General features: G+C 63.9%; 22 protein-coding genes and 1 tRNA gene. 10 read left to right on the forward strand and 13 right to left on the reverse strand.

Annotated elements, in window-relative coordinates:
• Positions 1-68: 68 nt before the first annotated feature.
• The 3 genes from XI06_RS04700 to XI06_RS04710 form a co-directional block, all read right to left on the reverse strand.
• Entirely contained in the window at positions 69-209 is a 141-nt protein-coding gene (locus tag XI06_RS04700) for a hypothetical protein (protein ID WP_237866225.1), read from the reverse strand.
• A 54-nt stretch (positions 210-263) separates the two neighbouring features.
• Positions 264-1,514 (reverse strand): multidrug effflux MFS transporter, encoded by a 1,251-nt coding sequence (locus XI06_RS04705; protein WP_237866226.1) that lies wholly within the window; start codon positions 1,512-1,514, stop codon positions 264-266.
• Between the two features lie 124 nt (positions 1,515-1,638).
• Positions 1,639-2,220, reverse strand: coding sequence for a TetR/AcrR family transcriptional regulator (locus XI06_RS04710; RefSeq protein WP_237866227.1), 582 nt, complete (start codon positions 2,218-2,220; stop codon positions 1,639-1,641).
• Positions 2,221-2,308: 88 nt separating this feature from the next.
• On the opposite strand from XI06_RS04710, the gene XI06_RS04715 reads away from it, so the two are divergent.
• Together XI06_RS04715 and XI06_RS04720 are read left to right on the forward strand one after the other, a co-directional pair.
• Positions 2,309-3,094 carry a crotonase/enoyl-CoA hydratase family protein gene (locus tag XI06_RS04715; protein WP_237866228.1) on the forward strand — a complete coding sequence of 262 codons (786 nt, stop codon included), beginning with the start codon at positions 2,309-2,311 and terminating at the stop codon, positions 3,092-3,094.
• Positions 3,095-3,252: 158 nt separating this feature from the next.
• Positions 3,253-4,569, forward strand: a complete 1,317-nt coding sequence (locus XI06_RS04720; protein WP_237866229.1) for a hypothetical protein — start codon at positions 3,253-3,255, stop codon at positions 4,567-4,569.
• A 404-nt stretch (positions 4,570-4,973) separates the two neighbouring features.
• On the opposite strand, the gene XI06_RS04725 is transcribed toward XI06_RS04720, so the two are convergent.
• The 3 genes from XI06_RS04725 to XI06_RS04735 form a co-directional block, all read right to left on the reverse strand.
• Positions 4,974-5,531 (reverse strand): hypothetical protein, encoded by a 558-nt coding sequence (locus tag XI06_RS04725; RefSeq protein ID WP_271604691.1) that lies wholly within the window; start codon positions 5,529-5,531, stop codon positions 4,974-4,976.
• Between the two features lie 24 nt (positions 5,532-5,555).
• Entirely contained in the window at positions 5,556-5,852 is a 297-nt protein-coding gene (locus XI06_RS04730) for a hypothetical protein (RefSeq protein WP_237866231.1), read from the reverse strand.
• 19 nt (positions 5,853-5,871) lie between these two features.
• Positions 5,872-5,960, reverse strand: a tRNA-Leu gene (locus tag XI06_RS04735).
• 170 nt (positions 5,961-6,130) lie between these two features.
• On the opposite strand from XI06_RS04735, the gene XI06_RS04740 reads away from it, so the two are divergent.
• Positions 6,131-6,541, forward strand: a complete 411-nt coding sequence (locus XI06_RS04740; RefSeq protein ID WP_237866232.1) for a twin-arginine translocation pathway signal — start codon at positions 6,131-6,133, stop codon at positions 6,539-6,541.
• Here XI06_RS04740 and XI06_RS04745 read toward each other — a convergent pair.
• Together XI06_RS04745 and XI06_RS04750 are read right to left on the reverse strand one after the other, a co-directional pair.
• Positions 6,538-7,740: an FAD-dependent monooxygenase gene (locus XI06_RS04745; protein ID WP_237866233.1), complete on the reverse strand. Its 1,203-nt coding sequence runs from the start codon at positions 7,738-7,740 to the stop codon at positions 6,538-6,540. The genes XI06_RS04740 and XI06_RS04745 overlap by 4 nt on opposite strands.
• A 19-nt stretch (positions 7,741-7,759) precedes the next feature.
• Complete coding sequence (locus XI06_RS04750; protein WP_007602543.1) at positions 7,760-8,005, reverse strand: zinc-finger domain-containing protein; 246 nt, start codon at positions 8,003-8,005, stop codon at positions 7,760-7,762.
• A 307-nt stretch (positions 8,006-8,312) separates the two neighbouring features.
• Here XI06_RS04750 and XI06_RS04755 point away from each other — a divergent pair, with 307 nt between their 5' ends.
• Entirely contained in the window at positions 8,313-9,449 is a 1,137-nt protein-coding gene (locus XI06_RS04755) for a hypothetical protein (protein ID WP_271604692.1), read from the forward strand.
• A 36-nt stretch (positions 9,450-9,485) separates the two neighbouring features.
• Positions 9,486-10,241, forward strand: a complete 756-nt coding sequence (locus XI06_RS04760; protein ID WP_237866235.1) for an alpha/beta fold hydrolase — start codon at positions 9,486-9,488, stop codon at positions 10,239-10,241.
• On the opposite strand, the gene XI06_RS04765 is transcribed toward XI06_RS04760, so the two are convergent.
• Positions 10,199-11,602, reverse strand: coding sequence for a hypothetical protein (locus tag XI06_RS04765; RefSeq protein WP_237866236.1), 1,404 nt, complete (start codon positions 11,600-11,602; stop codon positions 10,199-10,201). The two genes, XI06_RS04760 and XI06_RS04765, sit on opposite strands and share 43 nt — an antisense overlap.
• A gap of 287 nt (positions 11,603-11,889) precedes the next feature.
• On the opposite strand from XI06_RS04765, the gene cysE reads away from it, so the two are divergent.
• A complete protein-coding gene (gene cysE / locus XI06_RS04770) occupies positions 11,890-12,714 on the forward strand; it encodes a serine O-acetyltransferase (RefSeq protein WP_237866237.1) in 825 nt (274 codons plus the stop codon).
• 123 nt (positions 12,715-12,837) lie between these two features.
• Positions 12,838-13,056: a DUF3126 family protein gene (locus tag XI06_RS04775; RefSeq protein WP_007602550.1), complete on the forward strand. Its 219-nt coding sequence runs from the start codon at positions 12,838-12,840 to the stop codon at positions 13,054-13,056.
• Between the two features lie 327 nt (positions 13,057-13,383).
• Here XI06_RS04775 and XI06_RS04780 read toward each other — a convergent pair whose 3' ends face one another.
• The 4 genes from XI06_RS04780 to XI06_RS04795 form a co-directional block, all read right to left on the reverse strand.
• The gene (locus XI06_RS04780; protein WP_237866238.1) at positions 13,384-15,231 is read right to left on the reverse strand and encodes a caspase family protein; all 1,848 of its coding nucleotides are present in this window, start codon (positions 15,229-15,231) and stop codon (positions 13,384-13,386) included.
• A gap of 13 nt (positions 15,232-15,244) precedes the next feature.
• Positions 15,245-17,086 carry a caspase family protein gene (locus XI06_RS04785; protein WP_271604693.1) on the reverse strand — a complete coding sequence of 614 codons (1,842 nt, stop codon included), beginning with the start codon at positions 17,084-17,086 and terminating at the stop codon, positions 15,245-15,247.
• A gap of 320 nt (positions 17,087-17,406) precedes the next feature.
• The gene (locus XI06_RS04790; protein WP_237866240.1) at positions 17,407-19,257 is read right to left on the reverse strand and encodes a caspase family protein; all 1,851 of its coding nucleotides are present in this window, start codon (positions 19,255-19,257) and stop codon (positions 17,407-17,409) included.
• Between the two features lie 242 nt (positions 19,258-19,499).
• Complete coding sequence (locus tag XI06_RS04795) at positions 19,500-20,180, reverse strand: hypothetical protein (RefSeq protein WP_377803204.1); 681 nt, start codon at positions 20,178-20,180, stop codon at positions 19,500-19,502.
• A gap of 277 nt (positions 20,181-20,457) precedes the next feature.
• On the opposite strand from XI06_RS04795, the gene XI06_RS04800 reads away from it, so the two are divergent.
• From XI06_RS04800 to XI06_RS04810, 3 genes are all read left to right on the forward strand, one after another.
• Positions 20,458-20,787 carry a DUF6949 family protein gene (locus XI06_RS04800; RefSeq protein ID WP_237866242.1) on the forward strand — a complete coding sequence of 110 codons (330 nt, stop codon included), beginning with the start codon at positions 20,458-20,460 and terminating at the stop codon, positions 20,785-20,787.
• A gap of 82 nt (positions 20,788-20,869) precedes the next feature.
• The gene (locus XI06_RS04805; protein WP_237866243.1) at positions 20,870-21,400 is read left to right on the forward strand and encodes a gamma carbonic anhydrase family protein; all 531 of its coding nucleotides are present in this window, start codon (positions 20,870-20,872) and stop codon (positions 21,398-21,400) included.
• Between the two features lie 113 nt (positions 21,401-21,513).
• On the forward strand, positions 21,514-23,208 hold the full coding sequence (locus tag XI06_RS04810; protein ID WP_237866244.1) for a PAS-domain containing protein: 1,695 nt from the start codon (positions 21,514-21,516) through the stop codon (positions 23,206-23,208).
• The last annotated feature ends 14 nt before the right edge of the window (positions 23,209-23,222 follow it).

Raw genomic sequence — 23,222 nt, forward strand, 5'->3', positions numbered from 1 at the left:
ATCGTTTTCGAGCGAAGCGGGTGCCGATTCGCGTGAAGCAAGCGCTTCACAACGATAATCGAGAGCGTTCAGCAGTGGCTGTCGCGGACCTGTTCGAGTCCCTCGCTGGCGAAGGGCGGGTCGACTGCGGCTTGTTCAGCGCGCGATGCCGCGGGTTCGGCGGGCTGCCGGTTCGACTTGCGACGTTCGTCGCGCTGTTCCAGTTCCATTGAAGCGGCCTCTCGAATTGCTGCAGGACAACATCGAAGCGCCTTCGAGGTTCCTCACACGATCGGGCGATGATGCGGCTTGAACAGCCGTCCCTTCTCGACGACAATCACGATTGCGAGCGCCGCGAGCGTCGACAGGAAGAAGCCGATCGAGAACGGCAGCAGCGTGCCATCAAAGCTCTGGCCGATCGCGGTGCCGACCACGATGCCAATCAGCGTCGTGATCGAGCCGTAGAGCGAGGAGGCGGTGCCGGCGATATGCCCCTGCGGCTCCATCGCGAGCGCGGTGAAATTGGCAACCATCATGCCGAACGAGAACATCATCAGCGCCGACAGCGCCATGAACAGGGGCAGCGGCAGCACGCCGAGGATCTCGGTCAGCAGCATCACGCCTGCCACCGCAGCATAGAGCGATAGCGCGCCGTGCGAGATCACGCGCATCCCGAGCCGCCCGACCAGCTTTGCGTTGAGGAAGCCAGCGACGGCGGTGCCGGCCGCGATCGCGGCGAAGGCAAGCGGGAAGTAATGGCCGAGATGATAGATGCCGGTGAAGACCTGCTGCGCGGAAAACACGAAGGCGAACAGCGCGCCCATGACGCTGCCGGCGGCCGTCGCATAGCCGATGGTCTGGCGGTTGGTGACGGTCTGGCGGAACGCCGAGAGCACGTCGGCAGGTGCGAGCGACCTGCGCTCCGTCTCGGGTAGCGTCTCCGGAAGCCGCCACACGCTCCATGCCAGCGCGATGACACCGTAGAGCATCAGCACGACGAAGATGCCGCGCCAATGCGTGACCAGCAACACCGCCTGTCCGAACGAGGGCGCGATCACGGGCACCGCGATGAAGATCATCATTGCAAGCGACATCACGCTCGCCATGCGGCGGCCGGCATAACAGTCGCGCACGATCGAGGTCGCGATGACGCGCGTCGCTGACGTACCGAGCCCCTGAAGCGCGCGGGCCAGCAGCAGCGTTTCGAAGGTGGGCGCCGCGACCGCCAGCACGCTCGCCACCGCATAAACTGCCATGCCGCCGAGCAGCACCGGCCGTCGCCCGAACCGGTCCGACAGCGGGCCCATGATGAACTGGCCGGCGCCGAAGCCGATCAGGAAGGTCGACAGCACGAGCTGGAGATGGTTGGCGTTGGGAATGTTGAAGGCCGCCCCGATATTGGGCAGCGCCGGCAGCATCATGTCCATCGCGAGCGGATTCAGCGCCATGATGGACGCGATCACGATGACGAATTCGGGAAAACCCATCGGACGGTGTCCCGAGGACACCCATTCGTCGGCATTGACGTCGGACAAGCAGCACACCTCTGATTTCAGAGGTCATATCTAAGGCTCGTGCTGCATCGCACAACCCATGTTTTGGGATGGCTGTCCGGCGGGGCCGGGGAGGGACAACAAATGGTGAAGACGGGGGCTGGAGTCAGCTCGCACGCCGGGACCGCTCGACCAGGTCCAGCGCCATCAGGCCGGCGGTCTCCACGTAAGCGAGATCGCGATGGATCAACATCACGGTCGTGGCGCCGTCGAGCAGGATCACGATCTGACGCGCCAGCGCAGCCGCGCCGCCAATGTCCTGGTTGCGCAATTCCGCCTCAAGCCACGCTTCGAAACGTTTCTTGTGGGCCGCGCCGGCCTTGACCGCCGGGTGCGCCGGCGTGTTGGCGAGCTCGGCGATGGTGCGCAGGAAGCCGCAGCCGCGCCATTTCGGCGTATCCACCGACTTGCCGAGCTTGGTGAAGAGGCCGCGGACCTTGTCGGCCACGGAGCCATCGGTCTCGGCGAACCAGCGCATGTACAGCTCCAGCGTCGGCTGGTCCCTCGCTGCGATGGTTTCGGCGACGAGCTCGTCCTTGCTGGTGAAGTGATAATACAGCGTCTTCTTGGTGACGCCGGCCTTCTCGGCGACGGCGTCCATGCTCACCGCCCTGATGCCCTCGCCATAGAACAGCCGCGTCGCCGCAACGACGATCTGCTCGCGTGTGCTGTCACCCCTGGTGGCCATGCCTGCAATGTATACTGCCTAGTGAGTATACACAACAATTCCGCTGTGGCTGACTTCCGCTCCCGTTCGATCTGGAAGGAACCTGCTCTTGTCTGACCTCGTCCTCTTGGAAACGCGCGGCGCCGTCGCGCTGCTGACCCTGAACCGCCCGAGCAAGCTCAATGCGTTGAGCTACGCGCTGATCGATCAGATGATGGCGATCCTCGATCGCATCGAGGATGATGCGCGCATTCGCGCCGTGGTGCTGACCGGAGCCGGCGATCGCGCCTTCTCGGCGGGCGCCGACATCGCCGAATTCGCCGAGAGCGTGAAGATTGGCCCCGATGCTGCGGTGAAAGCCTTCGTGCGGCGCGGGCAGGCGATGACGGCGCGCATGGAAGGGTTTCCGAAGCCGATCGTCGCTGCGGTCAACGGCATCGCCTTCGGCGGCGGCTGCGAGATCACGGAAGCCGTGCATCTTGCCATCGCCAGCGAGCGCGCCAGCTTTGCCAAGCCCGAGATCGCAATCGGCATCACGCCGACCTTCGGCGGCACGCAGCGCCTGCCGCGACTCGCGGGCCGCAAGCGGGCGCTGGAACATCTCCTGACCGGCGATTCCTTTTCGCCGCAACGTGCCTGCGAGATCGGCCTCGTCAACCGCATCGTGCCGCACGAGGAGCTGCTGGATACCGCCCTGGCGCTGGCTGATCGCATCATCAGGCATTCGCCGCTTGCGGTGGCCCGGGTCATTACGGCGGCCACGCGCGGCCTCAACGCTTCGATCGCGGAGGGGCTCGCCATCGAGAGCGAGCAGTTCGCGCGGATGGCGGCGACGCAGGACACGCGCGAGGCGCTCGATGCCTGGCTGGCCGCCCGCGCCGGAAGGTCAGGTTGACCTGCCGTCCCTTGCAGGGGTTGGAAACCAGGGATTCACCATAAGAGCGGCGACAACCGCTTGGGAAGATGAATCCGCAACAAATCCTGTCCACTGTGTGCCGACTGGACGCCAGATCAGGCGCCGGGGGAACTCAAGCAGCACACAGGTATTTTGCGGTGTCCGACGTCACGGGTGCGACACGATGGTTGGGGCCGTCGGCCGACACGGCTGCGAAGCGGAATGTCTGGCTTGGTTCCCTGATCGCGATCGTAACCGTGCTGGCGCTCTACAATCTCGCCAACGACACGGCGCTGGGAACGGGTTACGGCTGGGACGCCCGTGTCAATTGTGCGGCAGTCGACGCGCATGTCGCAGGGCTCGATCCCTACTTCGTCAAGAACCTGAAGGGCACCTCCTACTCCTATCCCTATCTCCCGGCGACGCTTGACGCGTTTCGTCCGTTTTGCGCAGGCGGCCTTCTCGTCGATCACTACAGAGGCTTCTATCTCGTCCTCGCGGCGCTCTGTGGCTTGCTCCTCCCTGGACTACGCAGGTCGCGTGCGGGTCTGCGCGATGTCGGCCTCAAGGTGCTCTGTGCGCTCGGCGCGTTCGTCGGTTTCGAATGGGTGCTGGCATCCGGAAATTTTGCGATTCTGGGCGGCCTTTTGACGGCGGTTGCGCTGGCGCTGCTGCTTCCAGCCGAAGCGAATGGCGATCGGCGCTTCCTGATGCGCGCCGCCGGCGCTGCGCTGCTCGGTCTCGTCGTGTCGTTCAAGCTGGTGTTCTGCCCCGTCCTGGCCGCACTTTACTTCCTGCCGCTGCGACGGGCCCGGAAACTCGGTCTTCTCGCGGTGGCCGGCTTTGGTTTCGCGCTACCGATCCTGATCTCGGTGGTGTTCTATCCGGAGCTGTTCGCGAGCTGGCTGCTGGCGATTAAGGGACAGATCCCCAACCAGCATTCGGTCCATCTGGAGGAAATCAATCCATCGCTGCTTCTGGTCGCGCGGAATCTGATGGACCATATCGGGCTCGCGGACAGCAGGCCGATCGAGTTCGCGATCTACGCGCTTGCCGCATTCGCGCTCGTGATCACGCCCTTTGCCCTGGTGTTGCTGAGCGCGCTCGGAATTGCCGCCGGTGGAGCATCATTCCCGGCACGGCTCGACCGCTGGCTGATGGATCACCCGCAAACAGCCATGCGCGTCACCGTGCTTGCGATGTACGGCCTCTATCTGTGCTCGCCGCGCATCAAGGAATATGCCTTCTTCGAGCTGGCGCTCTATCTCGCCGTGCTCGTCGTCGATCTTTCGACGCCGGCGCTCGCCATGGTCTTGACCGTCGCCATAGCCAGCCCCGCAATGGCTTCGATTGCCGGCGTTGCGTTTGAGGGCAGCTTCGCTCTGCTCGCCATCGCGCTGGTTTGCTTTTGGACCATGCTGTTCGATTTTCGCAGCATGCTGGCCCGCGACCAACGGGAAGAGTTGGTTCCATGAAGAGCGGCGGTGCTACATCCATCGCCGCCACGGGGCGGCCACATGCGGCCGATGCGCCGGGCACGAGCTGGCTGACCCGCCTCATCGTGGTCGTGGCCATGCTGGTCGCTGTCGCTACCGCGATCTATCTCAGCATGGACGAGACCTTCGGCTGGGACGCGCGGGTGAACTGCGCCGCCGTCGATGCCCATATCGCCGGGCTTGATCCCTATTTCGTCAAGAACCTCAGCGACGCGAAGTATTCCTATCCTTATCTGCCCGCGACGCTGGACGCTTTTCGTCCGCTCTGCGCCGGCGGCGTCCTGGTTGCCCATTACAAGAGCATCTATCTCTTTCTAGCCATCCTGTGCGCGCTAGCGTTGCCTTGTCTCGGCGAGAGACGCCGAAGCCTCCGCGACACCGCGCTACGGGTCATCTTCGTGCTTGGCGGCTTCGTCGGGCTTGAATGGATTCTGGCGACCGGCAATTTTGCGATCTTCAGCGGCCTGCTGACCTCGGTGGCGTTGGCTCTGTTGCTGCGTCCGGCCCGTTCCGAAGGGCAGGGGAACAAGACCTTGTCGCTGCAGCTGGCCGGGGCTGCGCTGCTCGGCCTCGTGACCTCGTTCAAGCTGGTCTACTGTCCGATCCTCGCTGCGCTCTATCTCTTGCCGCTGCGGCGCTCGCGCAAGCTGATGCTGATTGCTGTTGCAGCCGGTGCATTCGCGCTGCCGATTCTGATCTCGGCGGTGTTTTACGCAAACCTGTTTCCGAGCTGGCTGAGCGCGATCTCCGGCCAGATTCCGGGGCAACATTCGCCAGGTGACGACCTCAATCCGTCGCTCCTGTTCCTCGCGCTCGCTCTCGCGGACAGTCTCGGGCTCGGCGGCAGCAAGCTGATCGCTGCCTCGCTTTATGGCTTCGCCGCGGTGGCGCTCGTGATCGCGCCGCTCGCTGTTTCGGTCTGGCGCATGGTTGCTGCGCACGGGCCGGCCGACGCAAGATCACCCCTAAAATGGTTCGACCGCTGGCTGATTGAGCATCCCGTCCCGGCAATGCGCCTCGTCGTGCTGACGATGTATGCGCTCTACCTCTGCGCCCCGCGACTGAAGGAATATGCCTTCTTCGATATCGCCCTCTACGCCGCCATTCTCGTCGTCGATCTTCCTGCAGCCGGGCTTGCCGTCGTCCTGGCAATTGCGGTCGGCATCCCTGCGCTGGCGTCGATCACAGGGTATGTCTTCATAGATGGCTTTGATCAGCTGGCGATCGCGCTGCTGTGCTTCTGGATCATCCTGCGGGCGCAATCGGCAGCGCCGGGGCAGGTGGTGCGGGCAGCCGGAATCGAACCGGCACAGCGCTTGCGCGCCGAGGGATTTTAAGTCCCTTGCGTCTACCAATTCCGCCATGCCCGCTTGATCCAACGAGATCAAACACTTAAGTCCCGTCCAACCGTCTGGAACTGGCGCTTCGGCCGGACAGGGGGTTCTTCCTTAAGCGAGCCGGCGGCACAAGGCAAAGCCTCAATCCGGACATCTGGTCCTGCTTTAGGCATTCTCAATTCACGGGGACTATTTTGCGACCCATGCCTGCTTTGCCTTTCTCCTCCCTGCGCTTGCCTTGCGCGGTTGCCGCGCTCGTCGGGGCCGGCTTCGCGCTGTCAGGCTGCGCCGGCGTGAGCGAGACGATCGCTCCAGCCTTCGCCGATCCTGCCAGATACGAATTGTACGACTGCAAACAGCTCGAGGCCGAGCGCAAATCGCTCGCCACGCGTACCGCGGATTTGCAGAAGCTGATGGACAAGGCCGAGACCGGGACCGGCGGCGCGGTCGTGTCCGAGCTCGCCTATCGCAACGACTATATCGCGGTCCGTGGGATGGCGCAGCTGGCCGAGGATGCGTGGCGCCGCAACAGGTGCCGGGAAACACCGCCTGCTGCGGCGTCGGCGGCGACCGCGCCCCAACGGCCGGACATCAAGCCCGCGCCGAAACGCTAGGGCCTCCAGCCGTAAATCCAGTCCTGCCGCGCCAGCATGCGCTCAGGTCCCAGCGCGCGGATCACGAGATCGCGCGCGATCGCGAAGGGGCCGCCCAGATGATAGATGCGGCCCTGCTGCCGCGCGGTCTGCTGCACCTTCCTGACACGAGCCTGACGTGCACGACCATATTGGGTCAGCGCCGCGGTGATGCCGGCCGTGTCCTCGGCCGTATCGAGGCTCAGATGCCGGGCGAGCATGGCTGCATCCTCGATCGCCATGCCGGCGCCTTGCGCGGCAAACGGCAGCATCGCATGCACGGCATCGCCGAGCAGCGCGACCGGGCCCTTGCTCCAGGGGCATCCGTCGGGCACGCCGAACAGCGCCCATTTGCGCCAGCTGTCGACGGCGGCCAGCAGCATCCGCGCCGTCGGCGGCCAGCGCGGCGCGGCGAAGGCCTCCATCACCTCGAAGGGATCGCCGGGCGTACTCCAGCCCGGCCTGTTCCAGGTGCCCGGCAGCACCGCCACCACGTTGAGCTGGCGTCCGCCGGCGATGGGGTAGGCGACCAGATGCGCGTTCGGGCCCATCCAGAGCTGCACCCGCCGCGCTGTAAAATCCTTCGGCAATTGCGTGGCATCCAGCGTGCCGCGCCAGGCGATCAAACCGGAGAAGCGCGGCTGCACCTCGGGAAACAGATGCTGGCGCACCGTCGACCAGATGCCGTCGGCGCCGATCAGCGCGCTGGCGAGATCGCTGCGCCTGATGGTGCCGCTGCGATGGACGACTGTCAGTCCCTTGGCGTGAGGCGCGACATCCTCGAAGGTCGCGCCCAGCTTCAGATCGATATCGGGATGATCAGCGACTGCGCCCGCGAGCGCCGATTGCAGGTCGGCGCGGTGCACGACCCAATAGGGCGCCCCGGCGCGCGCTGACGCCGCATCACCGAGCGGCATCCGCAACAGCTCCCCGCCGGCGCGCGCGCTCATGATCGACACCGCGTCCGGGACCACGGCGCGCAGCTTCAGCCGCTCGGCGAGGCCGAGCTCGACCAGCACGCGGCTGGCATTGGGAGAGAGTTGCAGGCCGGCGCCGACTTCCTCGAGCCGCTCGGCCTTTTCCAGCACGACGATGCGAAAACCGCGGGCCGCGAGCGCGAGCGCAGCCGTCAATCCTCCGATGCCGGCACCGGCAATGACGATCGTTCGCGGGAGAGCCACCCCTGACCGAGGGGGACGGTCAGGCCACCTTGTCCTTCAAGACGCATTCCGGCGGACGGGCCTCGCCCGCCTTCAAATCGGCGGCGAAGCGGTACAGCGTCGAGCAGTACGGGCAGATGATCTCGTTGTCGTTGCCGAGGTCCAGGAAGACGTGCGGATGATCGAACGGAGGGTTGGCGCCGACGCACATGAACTCTTGCGAGCCGATCTCGATGACGGGGACACCGGCATCGTTATGGAAGTGCGGGACGACATGGTCGGACATCGTAGTTCATCCTGGAGTGGCAATGGCGGCAGACACAATCAGCAGTGACGCGGCATATTATCGACGCCGCGGACCATACTGATGGGTGCAAGTGATTGCTAGCCCGGCGGAACCGAAAGGTTCGCAATTGCCCCATGCTCATTTGCTCATGCAAATTCGACACAATCTTGTCGCCTCAGAGAAGCCCTTCTTTCGTCGGGGACGTTGTGTCGCAATTTTGGCATACTATGTCTGTGGACACGCGAAATTGCGACGAAAGACGAACCATCAGGCGCAAAATGATTCTGCCAATGTCCAGGCTTTCAGCATGAAGTGGCTGCGAATCAGCTCAGCGTTGGCAGGAATTGCTGCATGCAGCCTTGTGCTCGCGCAGGTAGCGCCGCATGCCCGGCAGGCCGGCGCTATCCTCGCCGCCCAGGATGATCCGGCGGCGCTGTCCGAACTCAAGCTCGATGCGACCCTCGCGAACAACGATCGCCTGGTTCAGGACAATATCGAGACTGCTCTCAAGGCTGATGATGCCGACCTCGCCGACAGCTTTGTCGCGCTCGCGCGTGACCGCAACATCGCACTGCCCGACGACCTGCTCGGCCGGGTCAGCGACGCCGTCAAGTCGGAAAACTCCTCTTCGCATTTCGCCAAGCGCTTCGCCACCGGTCTCGTCACCGGCAATGCCGAAGATGTCGCGAGCCTGTCAGGGACGGTCGCCGGCGATCTCTTCGTGATCGGCGATATCAGGGACGTCGTGCGCGAGGGCAAGCATCTTGCGATGGGCGAGGATACCGATCGCCTGGTGCTTGGTCTTGCCACCGCGGGTCTCGCGGTGACCGCCGTGACCTACGTATCCGCCGGCGGCGCCGCGCCTGTTCGTGCCGGGCTGACGCTGGTGAAGGATGCCCGCAAGGTCGGACGGCTCGGCGAAGGTCTCGCCGAATGGGCCGGCCGGTCCGCGCGCGAGGTGGTGGATACGCCGATGCTCCAGAACGCGGTCGCCTCCGGCTCGGTGCTGCGGCCGGGCGAGACGGTGAATGCGATCAAGGCCGGGTTCCGCGTCGAGAAGGCGGGTGCGCTGGTCCGGCTTGGCAAGGACGTCACGCGCGTGGCCGAGAAATCAGGCACGCGCGGCGCCATGGATACCTTGCGCATCGCCGAGGGTCCGAAGGATGTCGCGCGCGCGGCGCGGCTGGCGGAAGCACAAGGCAGCAAGACGCGCGCGATCATGAAGCTGCTGGGGCGCGGTGCATTGCTGCTCGTCGGCGGCGCGTTCGATCTCACGCTGTGGCTCCTCGGTGCCGCGCTGACGCTGTTCGGCCTGTTGTCCTCGATCAAGGCGACCACCGAGCGCCTCACGCAAGGATGGTGCGACCGCAGGCGGGCCCGGCGGCTTCGCCAGGCTAAACTGGCTGCCGAAGCCGCACTGGCCAACGCGGCCGCCACGGCCTAAGATTAAACCTCTCCCCACAACATTGCGGACCTGCTGATGCCGAGCTTTCACAACGGCGCTGTTGAAATTGCCTATCTCGACGAAGGCGAGGGCGATCCGATCATCCTGGTGCACGGCTTTGCCTCCAGCAAGAACGTGAACTGGGTCTATCCGACCTGGGTCTCGGAGCTGCGCAAGAACGGTCGCCGCGTCATTGCACTCGATAATCGCGGTCATGGCGAGAGCGCAAAGCTCTACGATCCCGCGCAATATTCGATCCCCACCATGGCCGGCGACGTATTGGCGCTGATGGATCATCTCGCCATCCCTCAGGCCGACATCATGGGCTATTCGATGGGCGGCCGGATGACGGCCTGGCTCGGTCTCAATGAGCCGCAGCGCCTGCGCTCGGCGATCCTCGGCGGCATCGGCATTGGCGGCCTGATTGAAGGCACCGGGCCTGGCGAGGTCGTCGCCGAGGCGCTGGAAGCGGCCTCGCTCGACGACGTCAGCGATCCCGTCGGTCGCACGTTTCGTGCGTTTGCCGATCAGACCCGCTCCGACCGCGTGGCGCTGGCCGCCTGCCTGCGTGGCACGCGCGATCTCATGACCCGCGACGAGGCCGCACGCATCGATGTGCCCGTGCTGATTGCAGTCGGCTCGACCGATGACGTTGCGGGCTCGGCCGGCGCGCTCGGCGCGATCATCCCCGGGTCCGAAGTGCTCGACATCCCAAACCGCGACCACATGCGTGCGGTCGGCGACAAGGTCTACAAGTCGGGCGTGCTGGATTTCCTGTCACGCCGCGGTTGAGCTGTCTCGACTGGATCGTCGTCGCCGAATGCACGAAACAGCGCCATCAGCACCACGAAGGTCGCGACCCACACCATCCGCGCGCCGTAGCGGTCGTGCGGGCCTGAGATCACACCGCAGATGAAGGCGTTGCCGAGCAGGGCCAGCGTCACGGTCCCCGCCAGCAGCGTCAGGTCGTCGAGCCGGCGATGGGCGAGCGCGTATCCGAGCAGCGCGAGCAGCCCCAGCATCGAGACCAGCGCGACCGGCACGTGCAGCCAGTTGACGTAGTCGAAATCGAGCTCCCAATTCTGCTGACGCGCCGCGCGCATCGGCGCGACCTGCGCCGGAATGTAGCGTTCGATGATGCCGTAGGTGTGCGGAATCCAGACACTGGAGCCTTCGCCGGTCGCCACATGCAGCAATTGTTGGCCCGTCGCCCGCAGCGCCGCACCGGCCTGCCACGCCGGATAGTCCGCGAGCGATCGTTCGACGATGGTGCCCATCTCGTCATTAAGCCCATCGAAGCGGCCGAGCGTGTTGAACATGCTGTGGCCCCATAGGAATTCGTCAGCGGTGGCCGGCAGCTCATTGCGATAGGGACAGAGCTTGAAGTTTTCGCGCGGGCAATGGTCGTTCAGGAATTGCGCAACGATGCCGTCCTGCATCATGCGACCGAAGGCGACGCCGGTGCCGCCCGGCGTCCAGGCCCATTTGCCTGACAGCGCGTGGTTGGCTGCGATCAGCATCAGCGCCCCTGCGACGATTGTCAGGCTCGCCTGGGCCAGTCCAGCGATCGGCAGACGAGGCCCAAGCAACGGCCGCGCCATCCAGCCGACGGCGCAGAGCCCGAACAGCACGCCGAGCGTGGCGCTGTGGGTTGCGGCCGCAAAGGCGGTGAAGACAAACAGCGCGGCCCGCTCCGCCCAAGAGATGCGGCTGCCGCCAACGACCAGCAGAAACAGCGACAGCACCGACAGCCCCGCGAAGATGTCGGTGAGCAGCATGCTGGCAAGCCAGGGCAGGGCCGTCGACAGGATCAGCAGCAGGCTGATGGCCGCGAAGCGGGCCGTCTGCATCATCGAGAGGACGCGTAAGGTGAGCTGCAACAGCCACAATGTGACCAGCGACTGGACCGCGAGATTGATCCAGAATCCGGAGCTCTCGCCAAGGTGCAGATAGATGCCGAATACGGTGGACCGGCTCGGCACCAGATAGCCTTCGTACCAGCGCGCCAGATAGCCGCCGGTATCCCATTGCAACAGCGGATAGCCGTTCCAGAACGCCGGCGCGATCAACAGGAGAGGCAGCGCCACCGCCGCCAGCCGCAGCCAAAACGTACCCGCGGCGCGCGCGCGCAATTGATCGGTGGTGATGCTCAAAACGGCTCCGTGGTCATCAGGACCATGCCCGCAATAAGGGTCGGGACGAAATTCACCAATAGTTTGACGCGACCCGGCTTGAATTTGGCGAGACTCTGACCATTTCAAGCCGACCTTGCCGCCTGGGGACGCCAGAAGAAGTTCTTGTGTTTCAAGGCGTTGGCGTGCTTTCGCGGGGCAAGGCGCTGTTCACTCTCAGGCAAGCCCGTCAGGACTTTGTCGCCTACACTGTGCTATAAAGCCAACAAAACCAGCCGTTCGAAAGAGCAGATTCCAGAGAGACAATCATGGCAGTGCATCAGGTCAATCCGGGAGGAAAGCTTGCTTCGCTCGATCCGATCTGGGACCGGATCCGTGGCGAGGCGGAGGACATCGTCTACCGCGAGCCCGAGCTTGCGACCTTCATCTACTCGACGGTGCTGCACCACAGCCGGCTCGAAGATTCGGTGGTCCACCGCGTCGCCGACCGGCTCGATCACGCCGCGCTCTCGGGTGATCTGGTGCGCCAGACCTTCGACGAGGCGCTGCGCGACGATCCTGATTTGGGCAATGCCTTCCGCGCCGATCTCGTCGCCGTCTACGACCGCGATCCCGCGACCTCGCGCTTCATCGATCCCTTGCTCTACTTCAAGGGCTTTCACGCGATCCAGACCCATCGCCTCGCGCACTGGCTCTATTTGAAGGGCCGCAAGGACTTTGCTTACTACCTGCAGAGCCGCGCCTCCGCGGTGTTCCAGACCGACATCAATCCCGCCGCGCGCATCGGCCGCGGTATCTTCCTCGACCACGCCACGGGCTTTGTCTGCGGCGAGACGGCTGTGATCGAGGACGACGTCTCGATCCTGCACGGCGTCACGCTTGGAGGCACCGGCAAGGAGAACGAGGACCGTCATCCGAAGATTCGTCATGGCGTGCTGATCGGCGCCGGCGCCAAGATCCTCGGCAATATCGAGATCGGCCATTGCGCGCGCATCGCCGCAGGTTCGGTCGTGCTTGAGCCCGTGCCGCACAACGTCACGGTCGCGGGCGTGCCGGCCAAGATCGTGGGCAAAGCCGGCTGCGCCGAGCCATCGCGCACCATGGACCAGATGATCAACGCGATGGGACTTTAAGCGTGCACGTTAAGGGCCGGATTTGCCGGCCCTTTTCGTCCCCAAATTCTTTGGCAATTCATGCTGGCGGTTCGCCGCATCTCGTCCTAAAACCCGCCGACCAATTTTGATCGGAGACTTGCCGTGGACGTCAAAGAAGTCAGAAAGCTGGATGCGTATCTGAAACGCGTTTTCGGCAACCCGAAGATCCGCGTCGTGCCGCGGCCGAAGAAGGACGATTCCGCCGAGGTCTATATCGGCGAGGAGTTCATCGGCGTGCTGTTTGTCGACGACGAGGACGATGATCGCTCGTTCCAGTTCCAGATGGCGATCCTCGAGGACGATCTGGTCGATCAGGAATAATTCGACGCACGGGTCGTCCTCTTGTGTCCCGGACGCACTGCAACGCCTAAAGCGTTGCAGTGCAGAGACGGGACGCCGAAGCCACACAGCGCATCTCTGCAACATGGGCCCTGGCACTGCAGCGCACCGTCGAAAAGACGCTGCGCTGCGTTCGGGGCACGAGATCGCGTTTTGAGTACAACTGCATCAACATCGTCATTGCGAGCGCAGCGATAATTAGCCGAAGCGCACCATTTCAGCCTCAAATTAGAATCGAGAGTATTCGGAGTGTTCTGCCAGCAGCACAATCTATGTACCGAAGGCTTCTTCCTCGCCTGTCACTCGTCTTCAGTTGCAGATTTCCACGCTTGAGGCGCCCGAAGAACTCGGAGTGCTTTGGCCGGGCTTCATTCCAGTAGCCTCAAGGTGGCAGCCCGGCCGGACTGAACGGCAACCCGCATTGTTACAAAACATTTGACCTGTCGCCTGCGGCTTCGCGGGTGAGGACTCGACTTTCTTCCTCGCGTCGTCTCGCGGCTTGGCATCCTCGCGAGTGGCAACCGGCTTCTTGTCCTGAATCTTCTCGCATTCGTTGTCGTCGTTGACGCGATAGCCGATGCGGCAGGCGATCTTCACGCAAGCATCGCCGTCGGCCTTGAATCCGCGATCGCACACCAGCGGGCAGACCCGGCCCGGCTTGGCCTTGATTGCGTCGAGCGCGTCGAAGCTCGCCTGCTTGGCATCGAACTTCGTTCCGGCATATTTGTTGAACAGCGTTAGCGAGCGCTGCGATGTCGCATTCCAGTCGCCGTCGGCCGCGGCCGCCAGACAGCCGACTCGACGCAACTCGGACTGAACCAACTTTGCCGTCTCTTGCGGCGACAGGCTCGGCTGCGACGACGTCGGGGTCACGGCGGCAACTTTCTGTTCGCTCTCCCGCGCTTTTGCGTCCGCAGCCTGCTTCGCAGCCAAATCGGCAGCGGCCTTGTCACTTGCGACCTTGTCGGCGAGCACCTTCTCGGCGGCCTGCTTGTCGGCCAGCGCCTTGGCAACAGCGGCCTCGGCATCCTTTCTACGCTGCTCTGCTGCGGCCGCCTTGGCTTCCTCGATTTGCTTGGCCTTTTCTGCCGCTAGCCGGGCATCTTCGGCGGCCTTGGCTGCCGCTCCTGCCTTGTCCTGCTCGGCCTTCTTCGCTCGTTCGGCTACCAGTCTTGCTTTCTCCTCCTCGGCTTGTCGCACCTTCTCAGCCGCTGCAGCACGGGCGTCTTCGGCGGCAATCCGATTGAGCTGGGCCTTGGCGAGGTCTGTGTAGAATCCGCTCGGGTAGCGGTTGAGGAACGCCGCCCAAACTTCGCGCGTGCCGAGTTGGAGCGCCAGTTCGTAGGCGCGCCGGATTTCGCTGTCCGGGTTTGCCTGCGGTCCAGCCGCGACTGGCTTCGCCGGAACCAGGGCTAAGTCATCTCCGCCGAGCGAGCCGTAGACAAAGGGCTCCTGCTTGTTGCCGGTGGCCTTGAGCACGTCGTCACGGACGAATCGAAAAGCCTTGCCGAGATCGAGGCCCGGCGTCGGCAGGCGTTCGACCAGAGCGGCGGCAAACGGGCTGTTCTTCGCATCACCATCCGAGGCAGTCGAGCCGGCCTTGGCCGCAAAAGCGATCATGGTGTTCGGGCTGGTCGGCTCGACCTTGGCGAGGCCGCGGCCGATCGCGCGCGAGGCCATGGTCCGCTTCATGGTCTTGGCGAAGGGATTGTCGCGACAGGCATCCAGGATGACGAGCCGGAGCTGCTTGGCCGATTCCACGGCGAACAGCGCGCGGTCGAGCGCAACAGTCTCGTCGAGCACGTCGCCGTCGGTCTCCAGAGCGGCGTCGGTGGGGATCAGGTAGTTGGTGCCGTCGAGCTCGATGCCGTGTCCCGCATAGTAGATCACCGCAACCTCGGCATCGCGGGTCTTGCCCGCAAATTCGCGCAACGACCTGCGCATGTCTGCAGCATTCAGGTCGAGCCTGACATCGACATTGTCAAAGCCGGCGGACTTGAACATGCCACCGACCAGGGTGGCGTCGTTCACCGGATTGGTGAGCCGCGGGGCGCTCTTGTAGGCCGAATTGCCGATCACCAGCGCGACACGCTTTTCGGCAAACGCCGCGCCGCAGGTGAAACTTGTAAGAAGAAGGGCAATCAGGACTCTCAGCATATGCGGCCAACCCTCAATCGCAGACCTCAGTCATATGTCCCTGAGTGAAAGCAGCCTTAGGCAGCTGCAAGCGGCATCCTTGTCGCACCGGACGACACATTGTCGAGTTGCAATAGATCTGCCCCGTGGTCTGCGGCTTTGCCGGCGTGGCTTCGCTCTTCTTTCTCTCGTCGTCTCGCGGCTTCGCATCCTCCCGGGTGGCAACCGGCCTCTTGTCCCGCGTCTTCTCGCACTCGTTGTCGTCATTGACGCGATAGCCCGCGCGGCAGGTGATCTTCACGCAGGCATCGCCATCGGCCTTGAAGCCGTGCTCGCAGACCAGCGGGCAGACCCGGCCCGATTTGGCTTTGATGGCATCGATCGCGTCGAAGCTCGCCTGCTTGGCGTCGAACTTCGTTCCCGCGTATTTGTTGAACTGCGTCAGCGAACGTTGCGATGACGCATTCCAGTCGCCATCGGCTGCGTCCGCGAGACAGCCGACACGGCGCAACTCTAACTGAACCAGCTTCGCCGTTTCCGCGGGGGAAAGTCTCGGCTGCGACGAGGTCGGGGCAACTGTTGCAACCTTCTCTTGACCGTCGGCCATTTGCGGCTTCTCGGTCACTTGCTTGTCAGCCGCCGCCCTGTCGCTCGCGATCTTGTCGGCGAGCGCCTTCTCGGCGGCCTGCTTGTCGGCCAGCGTTTTGGCAACGGTAGCCTCGGCATCCTTTCTGCGCTGTTCTGCTGCGGCCGCCTTGGCCTCTTCGATCTGCTTGGCCTTCTCGGCGGCAAGCCGGGCGTCCTCTGCCGCCTTGGCGGCCGCAGCGGCTTTCTCCTGTTCGGCTTTCTTGGCGCGCTCGCCCGCGAGCCGGGTTTTCTCCTCTTCGGCCTGTCGTGCCTTGTCGGCAGCCGCGGCGCGGGTTTCTTCGGCGACAATCTTCTTGAGCTGCACCTTCGCCAAGTCCGCATAAAAACCGCTCGGGAAGGCCCGCAGAAACGCCTCCCACGCGTCGCGATCGCCCGCTTGAAGTGCGAGTTCGTAGCCCCGGCGGGTCGCATCATCGGGGCTCGCCTGCGGTCCTGTGGCCGCTGGTTTCGCTGGTACCAGCGAAACATCATCGCCGCCGAGCGAGCCGTACACATAAGGCTCCTGCTTGTAGCCCGTACTCTTCAGCACGTCGTCACGAACGAATCGAAAAGCCTTGCCCAGGTCGAGCCCCGGCGTCGGCAGACGTTCGACGAGAGCGGTGGCAAACGGGCTGTTTTTCGCATCGCCGTCCGAGGCGGTGGAGCCGGCCTTGGCCGCAAAGGCGATCATGGTGTTCTGGCTGGTCGGCTCGACCTTGGCAAGGCCGCGGCCGATTGCGCGCGAGGCAACCGTGCGCTTCATGGTCTTTGCGAACGGGTTGTCGCGGCAGGCATCAAGGATGACGAGCCGGAGCTGCTTGGCCGGTTCGACAGCGAACAGTGCGCGATCGAGCGCAACGGTCTCGTCGAGCACGTCGCCGTCTGTCTCCAGCGCGGCGTCAGTGGGGATCAAATAGTTGGTGCCGTCGAGCTCAATGCCGTGTCCGGCATAGTAGATTACCGCAACCCCGGCATCGCGCGTCCGGCCCGCGAACTCCCGCAGCGCCCTGCGCATGTCGGCAGCATTCAGGTCGAGCCTGACATCGACATTGTCGAAGCCGGCGGACTTGAACATGCCACCGACCAGGGTGGCGTCGTTAACCGGATTGGTGAGCCGCGGGGCGCTCTTGTAGGCCGAATTGCCGATCACCAGCGCGACACGCTTTTCGGCGGCCAGTGCGGAGCCGGTCCCGAGCCAGGCTGAAAGCCAGGTCGCCACAACAAACAAAACAAACAGCCGAAGCCGCATTCCAGCCCCCGAATGCAATAGCGTCAGATTATCCGCATAATGGCCGAATGCAATTTGTGGTCTGTGACATCAGTCACATTGCTGGCAACCGCGTTATTCAAGTCAATCAATCCCTCCATGATACCATCATGCCCTGTATCGGCCGAGGGTAAATATCGAAAAAGCAGAATTATTGAAAATCAGAAGCCGTGACGGGCGCCGGGCTACTTTGCATGTGCGGATCGCGTCCGCAGGTGCCGACCTTTTGGCGTCGAGATCTGGTTCTTCGCCAGAATACCGCGCGCCGTGGCGTCAGGCAGTAATTGCCTTTCAGCCGTGCCTCAATTGCACACTTCGTATTGTTTCCCTGAGTCCATTGAATTCCTCCCGCTAACAATGCGACAGCCGGGGGTTACCGGCCGACAGCCTGTCGTATTGCAAAGGATCTGACCAGACGCCTGCGGCTTCGAGGGCGCCGATTCGACCTTCTTCCTGTTGTCGTCTCGCGTCTTGGCATCCTCGCGGGTCGCAACCGGCTTCTTGTCCTGCACCTTCTCGCACTCGTTGTCGTCGTTGATGCGATAGCCGGCGCGGCACGCGATCTTGACGCAAGCGTCGCCATCGGCCTTGAAGCCGTGATCGCACACCAGCGGGCAGATCCGGCCCGGCTTGGCCTTGATGGCATCGAGCGCGTCGGAGCTTGCAAGTTTGGCGTCGAAGTTCGTCCGGGCATATTTGTTGAACTGCGTCAGCGAGCGCTGCGACGTCGCATTCCAGTCGCCGTCGGCCGCGGCGGCCAAGCAGCCGACACGACGGAGTTCGGACTGAACCAGCTTCGCGGTCTCCTGGGGAGAGAGGCTCGACGGTGAAGAGGTCGGGGCAACGGCGGCAACTTTCTGTTCGCCCTCCTGCGATTTCGCGTCCGCCGCCTGCTTCGCAGCCAGTTCGGCAGCCGCCTTGTCACTTGCCATCTTGTCGGCGAGCGCCTTCTCGGCAGCCTGCTTGTCGGCCAGCGCTTTGGCGACGGCGGCCTCGGCATCTTTCCTGCGCTGTTCGGCTGCCGCAGCCTTCGTTTCCTCGATCTGCTTGGCTTTCTCGGCCGCGATCCGGGCGTCCTCGGCGGCTTGGGCAGCCGCAGCGGCCTTCTCCTGTTCGACCTTCTTGGCGCGTTCGGTTGCCAATCGGGCCTTCTCGTCCTCGGCCTGCCTGGCCTTTTCCGCAGCTGCAGCGCGAGCTTCCTCGGCGACTATCTTGCTCAATTGACCCTTGGCAAGGTCGGTGTAGAAGCCGCTTGGGTAGCGGTTGATGAACGAGGACCAAACGTCCCGGGTGCCAATCTGGAGCGCCAGTTCGTAGTCGCGCCGGATTTCGCTGTCCGGGTTGGCCTGTGGACCGGCTGCTGCCGGCTTGGCCGGTACCAGCGAAACGTCATCTCCACCAAGCGACCCGTACACATACGGCTCCTGCTGGTAGCCGGTGGTCTTGAGCACGTCGTCGCGAACGAATCGAAAGGCCTTGCCCAAGTCGAGGCCCGGCGTCGGCAGGCGTTCCACCAAAGCGGTGGCAAAGGGGCTGTTCTTCGCATCACCGTCCGAGGCGGTCGAGCCGGCCTTCGCCGCGAAGGCGATCATGGTGTTCGGGCTGGTCGGCTCGACCTTGGCGAGGCCGCGGCCGATCGCGCGCGCGGCGATCGTGCGCTTCATCGTCTTGGCGAACGGGTTGTCGCGGCAGGCATCCAGGATGACGAGGCGCAGCTGCTTGGCTGGTTCGACTGCGAACAGGGCCCGGTCCAGCGACAGCGTTTCATCGAGGACGTCGCTGTCGGTCTCGAGCGTCGCGTCGGTGGGGATGAGGTAGTTGGTCCCGTCCAGCTCAATGCCGTGACCGGCATAGTAGATCACCGCGACGTCGGCCTCGCGCGCTTTGCCGCCAAACTCGCGCAGCGCCTTGCGCATCGCGGCGACGTCCAGGTCGAACTTGACATCGACCGAGTCAAAACCCGCTTTCTTGAACATGTCGCCAACCAGCGCGGCATCGTTCGCTGGGTTCTTCAGTCGCCCCACGTTCTTGTAGGCCGAGTTGCCTATGACGAGCGCTACGCGCTTTTCGGCGGCCAATGCAGAGCCGGCCGGCGCTAGCCAGGTCGCAAGCCAAGTCGCAACAATTGACAAAATGAACAGCCGAAGCCGCATTCCAGCCCCCGAACGCAATAGCGTCAGATTATCCGAAGAATGGCCGAATGCAATTTAAGGCCTGTGACATCAGTCACATTCCTTGCAGCCGGGTCGTTCAGGTCGATCACCCCACGTTGCCATTGTGATCCTGTTTTGCCCGACGGGTCAAGCCGGAATTCGAAAAATACGAAACCGCGCGGCTGGCCCCCCGGCTACTGTGCATGGGGTTGTTTTCGATTTTTTGTTGCGGTGGCCAGCGCTCAGCCCTTCGGCCCGCGCAGCTGCGCCGTCAGCCTGTCCATTGCACCGGCGACATCGCGCCATTGCGACAGCCAGCTCCGCGGAAAGCGGAAGGTGAGATCGGCGCCGTCGACGCGGCGCTCGGACAGGCACATGCCGGGCGTCGATGCATCGCGCGTGCAGCGCGCGGCGAGTGCGGGCGCGCTTGCGGAATACAGATCCTCGCTGCCATAGGGCGTGTCGCTGCGGAAGGCGCGCATCGTCAATCCGTCGTCCGGCGCTGTCGCGGCCTGCTCGAGATAGCGCGGATAGATTGTCGCCGTTCGCTGCTCGGGCGAGAGCGCATCGTGATGCGCCGCGATCGACAGGAAGATGCGGTCGATCGGCTGCATCGCCGTGTCGACGGTGTCGGCGGTGACATGCGTCGGCCCGCTCGGTGCGTCAAGCGAAGGATAGAGGAAGTCGAGATCGATGCGCTCCTGCGGTCCGGAGTGCCGCTGGATCTTCATCCGGATCGCGGAGATCGGCAGATTGAACAGCGTGCCGCCGACGCTGACGGGCAGCTTGTCCGGTGCATCAGCGCCGCCCGTGCTCCAGGTCGGCCACAGCAGATAGGCAACCAGGCCGACGGCGCTCACGGCGAAGGCACAGGTGAGCGCGAGCGGGATGAGATGGGTCCGCGCACGCGCCTTTGCGCTCATCTTGGCGTTCGTCCTGGAAGAGCGAGGGGAGGTTGCCGAAAACACCGTCATGACGTCGCGCAAATGGGTCCGGGGCCGGTCGGCCGATGGCCGACGAATCACCGGCGAATATGCCACGTGGCGGCGATTTCGCGGAGGGTTCCGGGTTGCCGGGAGGGCGGGGGGCTCTGCTTGGGCCGGGCGGCGGCGTTAACCTTCGCTTAAGGATAATGTAGCGTTAGCCGGCACTATTTGTCACAGGAAGGGTCCTCGCGTTGCGTATGGGCGGACTGTTCCGATGACACCTGAAGCTCTCAACACCTTCTTCTCGATCTGCATCGGCTTCGCGCTCGCGGGTGCGCTCGCGAATGGATACCAGGCGATGTCGCAACGGCCCGCAGGTTTCGGATTGCTGCAGGAGGGCGTGGCGCCGAAGACGTTTGCGGCCGTGCCGTTCCTGGTGTTCGCGGCGCCCTTCATCATCATGCGCAATACGCTGCGCGGCATGCGGCTCGAAAGCCGCCGCTTCGAGTTCGTGATGATGGCAACCGTCATCGCCTGCTTCTGGAGCATGATGAGCGGCACCTTCTTCCTGATGACGCTGCGCGCGACCGGCGTGATCGGCTGACGTCTTGCAGGGCTGTGCGGCAGCCCTTTGCTTCCGTGTCGTCGTTTCGCTATGGCTTGGGTTGACGTGACAGGAGACCTCCATGGCGATCTACGAGCTCGACGGGCAGGCGCCCGATCTTCCCACCGACGGCAACTACTTCATCGCGGAAACCGCGACCGTGATCGGCAAGGTGCGCCTGAAGCCGGGCGCGAGCGTCTGGTTCGGCGCGGTGCTGCGCGGCGACAACGAGTGGATCGAGATCGGCGAGGGCGCCAATGTGCAGGACGGCTCGACCTGCCACACCGACCTCGGCTTTCCGCTTGTCATCGGCAAGAACTGCACCGTCGGCCACAACGTCATTCTGCACGGCTGCACCGTCGAGGAGGGCGCGCTGATCGGCATGGGCTCCATCGTCATGAATGGCGCGAAGATCGGCCGCAACAGCATCGTTGGTGCCGGCTCGGTCATCACCGAGGGAAAAGAGTTTCCCGAACGATCGCTCATCATCGGCTCGCCCGCGCGCGTCATCCGCACGCTCGACGACGCCCAGGTGCAGAAGATGGGAAGCGCGGCTAGGTTCTATGTCGCCAACGGCCCCCGCTTCAAAAAGGGCCTCAAGCGGATCGGCTGATCCGCACTCCGGTTCCATTTGCTCCTGCCGTAAAAATACCGGCAGGTATTTTAATCCTCCGCTAGCGCAATCAGGCCTATCGTGACGCTCGTTCAACCAGGGAGAGCGGCGCCATGGACGCTGCAGCGTCACAGTCGGGTCTCGAGGCCGTCATCCGGCTTTTGAAGAAATTCGTTCGCTTCGCGCGCGGCGCCGACACGCTCAGCGTCGCGGAGAAGGTCTACAGCATCGCCGGCTGCCTCGCGATCGTCACCACCTTCCTGCTCGTGATGTCGGTTCAGACCGTCCGGTTGCAGACGACCTACCGCCACATGTATGCCACCTCGGCGGAAGCCGCGATCAGCATCGGACGCATCAACGCGCTGATCTATGCCATCGTGATGGAATCGCGCGGCATCTACATGTCCGGTGATCGCAGCACGATGAAGCCGTTTGCCGAAGGGCTCGAGCGTCGCAACCGTGAGCTCGCTGACGCCGTGAAGGGATTGGAGCGGACCGCCGGTGACGACGATGCCGATCAGTTGGCCAGCTTCCGCGAGCGCATCGCGCAGTTCATCGAATTCCGCCAGGAGCTGGTGCGGCGCGGGCTCGAGATCGGTCCGGCGGCCGCGCGCGAATGGGGCGACAATGACGCCAACCGGACGCTGCGGAGCAAGCTCAACGTCGACCTCGAGACGCTCGAAAGAATTTATCGCCAACGGGCCCAGGAAGCCGACGAGCTCGCCGACACCAACCGCTACGCGGCGGCCTATCTGTTCATGCTCGGGCTCGCCGCGCTCTATCTCGCCGGCCTCAACGTCGTCGTGATGCGAAGCTCGGTGGTCGGGGCGCTGGCCGAGATCACGCGGGCGACCGACCGGATCGCCGACGGGGACGTCAAGAGCGAGGTGCCGCATCTTGGCCGTCACGACGAGATCGGGCATCTTGCGCGCGCCGTGCAGCACTTCCGCGACGCCGTTGCGCGCATCTTCGAGCTCGAGGAGCTCGAGCTCGACACCGCGCAGGCGCGCGACGCGGCGATGACCGAGCGCGACAAGTTCAACGACAAGTACCAGGCCAAGAAGTGGCAGCTCTCCGCCGCGATCAACAGCATGCCGCAGGGCCTGATCATGCTCGATGGCAAGGCGACCGTGGTCGCCATGAACGCCAATTATCGACGGATCTATAATCTGCCGGAGACGATCCAGGCCGGCTCGACGCTCGAGGAAATCCTCCAGCACCGGGTCAAAAGCGGGTTGTTCAGCGGCGACGTCGCAAAATATGTCGGGGCCGTGCTCGATCGGATCGCCAAGCGCGAGCCAACCGCCTACGAGATCGCCTTGAACGACGGCCGCATCATCAAGATCTACGAACGGCCGATGGACGGCGGCGGCTGGGTGTCGGTTCAGGAGGACGTCACCGACCAGCGCCAGCGCGAGCGCATCCTCGAGCGGATGGAGCGCTTCCTCGCCACCATCATCGAGAATGTCGCCGAGGGCATCATCGCCAAGGACGCGCGCAATCTGCGCTACGTCTTCGTCAACAGGGCCGCCGAGAAGATGATCGGGATGTCGCGCGGCGAGATCATCGGCAAGACCGCGCGGGAATTGTTCTCCGCGGATGCCGCCGCATTGATCGAGAAACGCGACCAGCAGCTCCTGGCGCAGAAGCAGCAGCTGGAGCCGATCGTCGACACCATCGACAATCCCGCCCGCGGCCGCCGCGTGATCTCGGCCCGTCGGGTCCAGATCGGCGGCGCTGGCGAGGAATCCCACATGTTCGTGACCATGGTCGAGGACCGGACCGAACAGATGGTGGCCGCTGCATAGCGGCCCGCGCGGCG

Origin of the sequence: Bradyrhizobium sp. CCBAU 11434 (assembly GCF_028128895.1) — a bacterium.
GTDB lineage: Bacteria > Pseudomonadota > Alphaproteobacteria > Rhizobiales > Xanthobacteraceae > Bradyrhizobium > Bradyrhizobium zhengyangense.

Coding starts and splice junctions, on each gene's coding strand:
- XI06_RS04805 (WP_237866243.1), top strand. CDS start 20,870: ATGGCGATCTACGAGCTCGACGGGCAGGCGCCCGATCTTCCCACCGAC.
- XI06_RS04760 (WP_237866235.1), top strand. CDS start 9,486: ATGCCGAGCTTTCACAACGGCGCTGTTGAAATTGCCTATCTCGACGAA.
- XI06_RS04785 (WP_271604693.1), bottom strand. CDS start 17,086: ATGCGGCTTCGGCTGTTTGTTTTGTTTGTTGTGGCGACCTGGCTTTCA.
- XI06_RS04750 (WP_007602543.1), bottom strand. CDS start 8,005: ATGTCCGACCATGTCGTCCCGCACTTCCATAACGATGCCGGTGTCCCC.
- XI06_RS04800 (WP_237866242.1), top strand. CDS start 20,458: ATGACACCTGAAGCTCTCAACACCTTCTTCTCGATCTGCATCGGCTTC.
- XI06_RS04780 (WP_237866238.1), bottom strand. CDS start 15,231: ATGCTGAGAGTCCTGATTGCCCTTCTTCTTACAAGTTTCACCTGCGGC.
- XI06_RS04795 (WP_377803204.1), bottom strand. CDS start 20,180: ATGAGCGCAAAGGCGCGTGCGCGGACCCATCTCATCCCGCTCGCGCTC.
- XI06_RS04790 (WP_237866240.1), bottom strand. CDS start 19,257: ATGCGGCTTCGGCTGTTCATTTTGTCAATTGTTGCGACTTGGCTTGCG.
- XI06_RS04740 (WP_237866232.1), top strand. CDS start 6,131: ATGCCTGCTTTGCCTTTCTCCTCCCTGCGCTTGCCTTGCGCGGTTGCC.
- XI06_RS04700 (WP_237866225.1), bottom strand. CDS start 209: ATGGAACTGGAACAGCGCGACGAACGTCGCAAGTCGAACCGGCAGCCC.
- XI06_RS04810 (WP_237866244.1), top strand. CDS start 21,514: ATGGACGCTGCAGCGTCACAGTCGGGTCTCGAGGCCGTCATCCGGCTT.
- XI06_RS04710 (WP_237866227.1), bottom strand. CDS start 2,220: ATGGCCACCAGGGGTGACAGCACACGCGAGCAGATCGTCGTTGCGGCG.
- cysE (WP_237866237.1), top strand. CDS start 11,890: ATGGCAGTGCATCAGGTCAATCCGGGAGGAAAGCTTGCTTCGCTCGAT.
- XI06_RS04755 (WP_271604692.1), top strand. CDS start 8,313: ATGAAGTGGCTGCGAATCAGCTCAGCGTTGGCAGGAATTGCTGCATGC.